We start from the raw sequence: 4,510 nt of genomic DNA, 5'->3' as shown, positions 1-4,510 counted from the left end.
GAGACCGACGAGACCGACGGAAGCCGACGGATGCCGCCGACGCCGACGGATGCCGATGAGACCGACGAGACCGACGGAAGCCGACGGATGCCGCCGACGCCGACGGATGCCGCCGAGACGGACGGGTGCCGCCGAGGCCGCCCAAGCCGACGGATGCGCCCTCAGCCGGTCTGAAGCCGGGCCCGGAGTCCCATGCGCACGGCGGGCCACTCGGGCGCGATGATCGAGAACACGACGGTGTCGCGCAGCGAGCCGTCGGGGCTGATGCGGTGGCTGCGGAGCACGCCGTCCTGCTTCGCGCCCAGCCGGGCGATCGCGGCCCGGGAGCGGTGATTGTGCCAGTGGGTGCGGAACTCGACGGCGATCGCGTCGCACGCCTCGAACGCGTGCCCGAGCAGCAGCAGTTTCGCCTCGGTGTTCACGGCGCTCCGCTGGGCCGACGGGGCGAGCCAGGTGTGGCCGATCTCGACGCGGCGGTTCGGCTGGTCGATGCCGCAGAACGAGGTCATGCCCACGACCCGGTGATCCGGCAGGCGACGGATCGCCCACGGGTTCATCGTCCCCGCCTCCCACTGGGCCAGACGGCTCTCGATCTCACCGGCCACCCCGTCGGGAGTCGGGACGCTCGTGAACCACAGCGCCTCGAGACCCGGCTCGCCTGCGGCCACGCGCAGCCCCTCGATGTGCGCGGCAGACAAGGGCTCGAGGTGCACGTGCGCGCCCTCGAGGGTCACGGGTTCGATCAGGAGCATCAGGAGGAATGCGCCTCCAGCAGCGCCCGCGCCGCCGCCTCGAGTCCGGCGATCCGGTTCGATGCCTCAGCGCGGGAGTCCCCGCGGGCGTCCAGGTAGACCTTGAGCTTCGGTTCCGTGCCGCTCGGGCGCACGATGACGCGCGAACCGTCCGCGAGCCACAGCCGCAGCACGTCGCCGGGAGGGAACCCATCGACCCCTTGCAGCAGGTCGTCGACCCGCGTCACCTCGGGCTCGCCGAAGCGCGTGGGCGGGTCCTGCCGGAGCGCGGCCATGATCCGCCCGATCACCGACACGTCCTCGACGCGGATCGACACCTGGGCGCTCGCGAAATGCCCGAAGGCGTCGCCGAACTCCTCCAGCAGCCCGGCGAGGGAGCTGCCCCGTCCGCGCGCCTCGGCCGCGAGACCCAGGATGGCCACGGCAGCCGACAACCCATCCTTGTCGCGCACCGTCTCGGGGTTGACGAGGTAGCCGAGGGCCTCCTCGAAGCCGTAGACGGCGCCGGGGGCGCGGGAGATCCACTTGAATCCCGTGAGCGTCTCGTGGAACGCCAGCCCGTACCGCTCGGCGACGACCCGGAGCCCGGGCGAGGAGACCAGCGAGCAGGCGAGGGATGCCTCGGGCAGGGCGTGCGCGTCGCGCGCCCGGCGTGCCGCGCGCCAGCCGAGCAGCAGCCCGACCTCGTTGCCGCTGAGGCTCCGCCAGCCCCCGATGACGTCGGCCGGAACGGCGACGGCCAGGCGATCGGCATCCGGATCGTTCGCGATCACGAGTTCCGCGCCCGACGCCCGCGCCGCCTCCAGAGCGAGATCCATCGCACCCGGCTCCTCGGGGTTCGGGAAGGCCACCGTGGGGAACGCGCCATCGGGCTCGATCTGCTCGGCCACGGGCACCGGCGCGGGGTAGCCCGCACGCTCGATGATCCGCTGCATGCTCTCCCAGCCGACCCCGTGCATCGCGGTGTAGACCCAGCGCAGGCCCTCCGCTCCCTCCGGGGCGGGCGCGACATCCGCCGTCGCCTCGACGTACGCGTCGATCACCGACTCCAGCGCCGTCTCGTAGCCGGAGGAGCGCGGCAGCGCCGACACGGGGCCCGATGCGGCGACGCGCTCGATGTGCGCGGCGATCGCGGCGTCGGCGGGTGAGACGATCTGCGCCCCTTCCTCGTCACCGCCCAGGTACACCTTGTACCCGTTGTCGTTGGGCGGGTTGTGGCTCGCGGTGACCATGACCCCGGCATCCGCGCCGAGGTGGCGCACGGCGAACGCCAGCACGGGCGTCGGGAGCAGCCGCGGCAGCAGGATGACGCGAAGGCCGGCGCCGGCGAAGATCTCGGCGGAGTCGCGCGCGAAGATGTGCGAGTTCTTCCGGCCGTCGTAGCCGATGACGACGGTGGGTGCCTCGCCGCCGTCGCGTACGGGCGTGCGGGCGCGCTCGAGCAGGTAGGCGGCGAATCCGCCCGCCGCCTGGGCGACGACGACGCGATTCATCCGGTTGCTGCCCGCCCCCAGCTCGCCGCGGAGCCCCGCCGTGCCGAAGGCGAGACGCCCGGCGAAGCGGTCGGCGAGGTCGGCCGCAGCCGCTTCGTCGCCGCCGTCCGCGCGGGCGATCAGCGCCGCGAGTTCGTCGCGGGTCTCGGGATCAGGGTCCTGCGCGAGCCACGCGGCGGCGAGGTCCGCGACATCCGCGCTCACAGCGCCTCGAGAACGCGGGCGAGCAGCGCGGAGATCACGGGACCTGCGTGCTTGCCGGCCTCGATCACCTCCGCGTGGCTCAGCGGGGTGGTCTGGATTCCGGCCGCCATGTTCGTGATGAGCGAGAAGCCGAGGATCTCCATGCCCGCCTGCCGCGCCGCGATCGCCTCGAGAGCGGTCGACATGCCCACGATGTGGCCGCCGATCGTCTTCGCCATGTGCACTTCGGCGGGCGTCTCGTACTGCGGGCCGCGGAACTGGCAGTACACGCCCTCCTGGAGCGAAGGATCCACCTGCCGAGCGAGGTCGCGCAGCCGCATCGAGTAGAGGTCGGTCAGATCGATGAAGGTGGCGCCCTCGAGGGGCGAGTCGCCGGTGAGGTTGATGTGGTCGCTGATGAGCACCGGCTGCCCGGGTTTCCAGGTGTGGCGGATCCCGCCCGCGCCGTTGGTCAGCACCATCGTGCGCGCGCCCGTGGCGGCGGCGGTGCGCACGCTGTGCACGACGCGACGCACGCCGTGCCCCTCGTAGTAGTGGGTCCGCGCGCCGATGACGAGCACGCGCTTGCCGCGCGGCGTCAGGACGCTCCGGAGCGTGCCGACATGTCCCTCGAGGGCCGGCGCCGAGAACCCGGTCACCTGCGACGCGGGGATCGTGGCGACCGTCTCGCCGATGATCTCGGCCGCTCTGCCCCAGCCGCTGCCGAGGGTGAGCGCGATGTCGTGGTGCTCGACACCCGAAATGCGCGCGATGTCGGACGCGGCCTGTGCCGCGATCTCGAACGGATCGGCGGCGGGGTCATCGAGGGGATTGGCTGTGTCTGGCATGCCCCCACTCTAGGAACCCGCGCGTCGCGGGGCCAGATACGGCGCACTCGGGGTGTCGGCGGTGCCCCGGCCCGGGCGCGCGTCACGGCGACACGCCCTGTCATCGTCCGTGCGCCGCCTGCGCGAGAATGGTCGCATGTCGATCTCCTTTGAGCGGACCCAGAGCGTCGCGATCCTCGGTGGCGGACCCGGCGGCTACGAAGCGGCGCTCGCCGCGGCACAGCTCGGTGCCGATGTGACGGTGGTCGAGAGGGCGGGGATCGGCGGTTCGGCGGTGATCACGGATGTCGTCCCGTCGAAGACCCTCATCGCCACCGCCGACGCGGCCGTCGCGATCAGCGAGGCGACCGACCTCGGCGTTGAGTTCTTCGCGAAGGATGCCGGGGGCAAGCCCCTCAAGCCGCAGGTCGCGATCAACCTCGCCGCCGTGAACAAGCGGCTGCTCTCGCTCGCGCGGCAGCAGTCCGACGACATGCGCTCCTCGCTCGTCGAGGCCGGTGTCCGCATCATCTCCGGCCACGGCCGTCTCGAAGACGACAACGCCGTCATCGTCTCGACCGGCCCCGGCGGCACCGACTTCGACCGCGTCGAGGCCGACACCCTGGTCATCTCCGTCGGCGCATCGCCGCGCATGCTGCCGAGCGCAATGCCCGACGGCGTGCGCATCCTGACCTGGACGCAGCTGTACGACATGCAGGTGCTGCCCGCGCACCTCATCGTCGTCGGATCGGGCGTCACCGGCGCGGAATTCGCCTCCGCGTACATGAACCTCGGCGCGAAGGTCACGCTCGTCTCCAGCCGCGACCAGGTGCTGCCGGGTGAAGACGCGGATGCCGCGAAGGTGCTCGAGAAGGTCTTCAAGCGCGGCGGGATGACGGTGCTCTCCAAATCGCGGGCCGACAAGGTGGAGAACACCGGCGACGGCGTGCTCGTCACGCTGTCGGACGGGCGCACCGTGGAGGGCAGCCACTGCCTGATGGCGGTCGGCTCGATCCCGAACACCGCCGGGCTCGGCCTCGAGGAGGCGGGGGTCCGGCTCGGCGACGGCGGGTTCATCGAGGTGGACCGCGTCTCCCGGACGTCCGCAACCGGCGTCTACGCGGCCGGCGACTGCACCGGCGTGCTCATGCTCGCCTCGGTCGCGGCCATGCAGGGCCGGATCGCCATGTGGCACCGCCTGGGCGACGCCGTCGCACCGCTGAACCTGCGCGCCGTGTCGTCCAACGTGTTCACC

The 4,510-nt window shown here is 72.1% G+C and carries 4 protein-coding genes; 1 reads left to right on the top strand and 3 read right to left on the bottom strand.

Translation table 11 applies throughout. The features are described 5' to 3' along the window. Positions 1–161 precede the first annotated feature (161 nt). From VNT50_RS08540 to VNT50_RS08530, 3 genes are read right to left on the bottom strand one after another with little or no spacing between them, the layout of a single operon-like run. The gene (locus VNT50_RS08540) at positions 162–752 is read right to left on the bottom strand and encodes a GNAT family N-acetyltransferase (RefSeq protein WP_325484687.1); all 591 of its coding nucleotides are present in this window, start codon (positions 750–752) and stop codon (positions 162–164) included. Next, the gene (locus VNT50_RS08535) at positions 752–2,449 is read right to left on the bottom strand and encodes a phospho-sugar mutase (protein ID WP_325484686.1); all 1,698 of its coding nucleotides are present in this window, start codon (positions 2,447–2,449) and stop codon (positions 752–754) included. Before VNT50_RS08535 ends, VNT50_RS08540 begins: the two co-directional genes overlap by 1 nt. Then, positions 2,446–3,276 (bottom strand): purine-nucleoside phosphorylase, encoded by an 831-nt coding sequence (locus VNT50_RS08530; RefSeq protein WP_325484685.1) that lies wholly within the window; start codon positions 3,274–3,276, stop codon positions 2,446–2,448. Before VNT50_RS08530 ends, VNT50_RS08535 begins: the two co-directional genes overlap by 4 nt. A gap of 136 nt (positions 3,277–3,412) precedes the next feature. On the opposite strand from VNT50_RS08530, the gene VNT50_RS08525 reads away from it, so the two are divergent. Then, on the top strand, positions 3,413–4,510 hold a 1,098-nt coding region (locus tag VNT50_RS08525; RefSeq protein ID WP_325484684.1), incomplete at its 3' end, for an NAD(P)H-quinone dehydrogenase.

Source organism: Microbacterium sp. (assembly GCF_035554235.1).
Lineage (GTDB): Bacteria > Actinomycetota > Actinomycetes > Actinomycetales > Microbacteriaceae > Microbacterium.
This window is presented reverse-complemented; position numbering and strand designations above follow the sequence as displayed.

Bases quoted from the DNA above. Each gene is read 5' to 3' on its own strand.
- VNT50_RS08540 (WP_325484687.1), bottom strand. From the start codon at position 752: ATGCTCCTGATCGAACCCGTGACCCTCGAGGGCGCGCACGTGCACCTC.
- VNT50_RS08530 (WP_325484685.1), bottom strand. From the start codon at position 3,276: ATGCCAGACACAGCCAATCCCCTCGATGACCCCGCCGCCGATCCGTTC.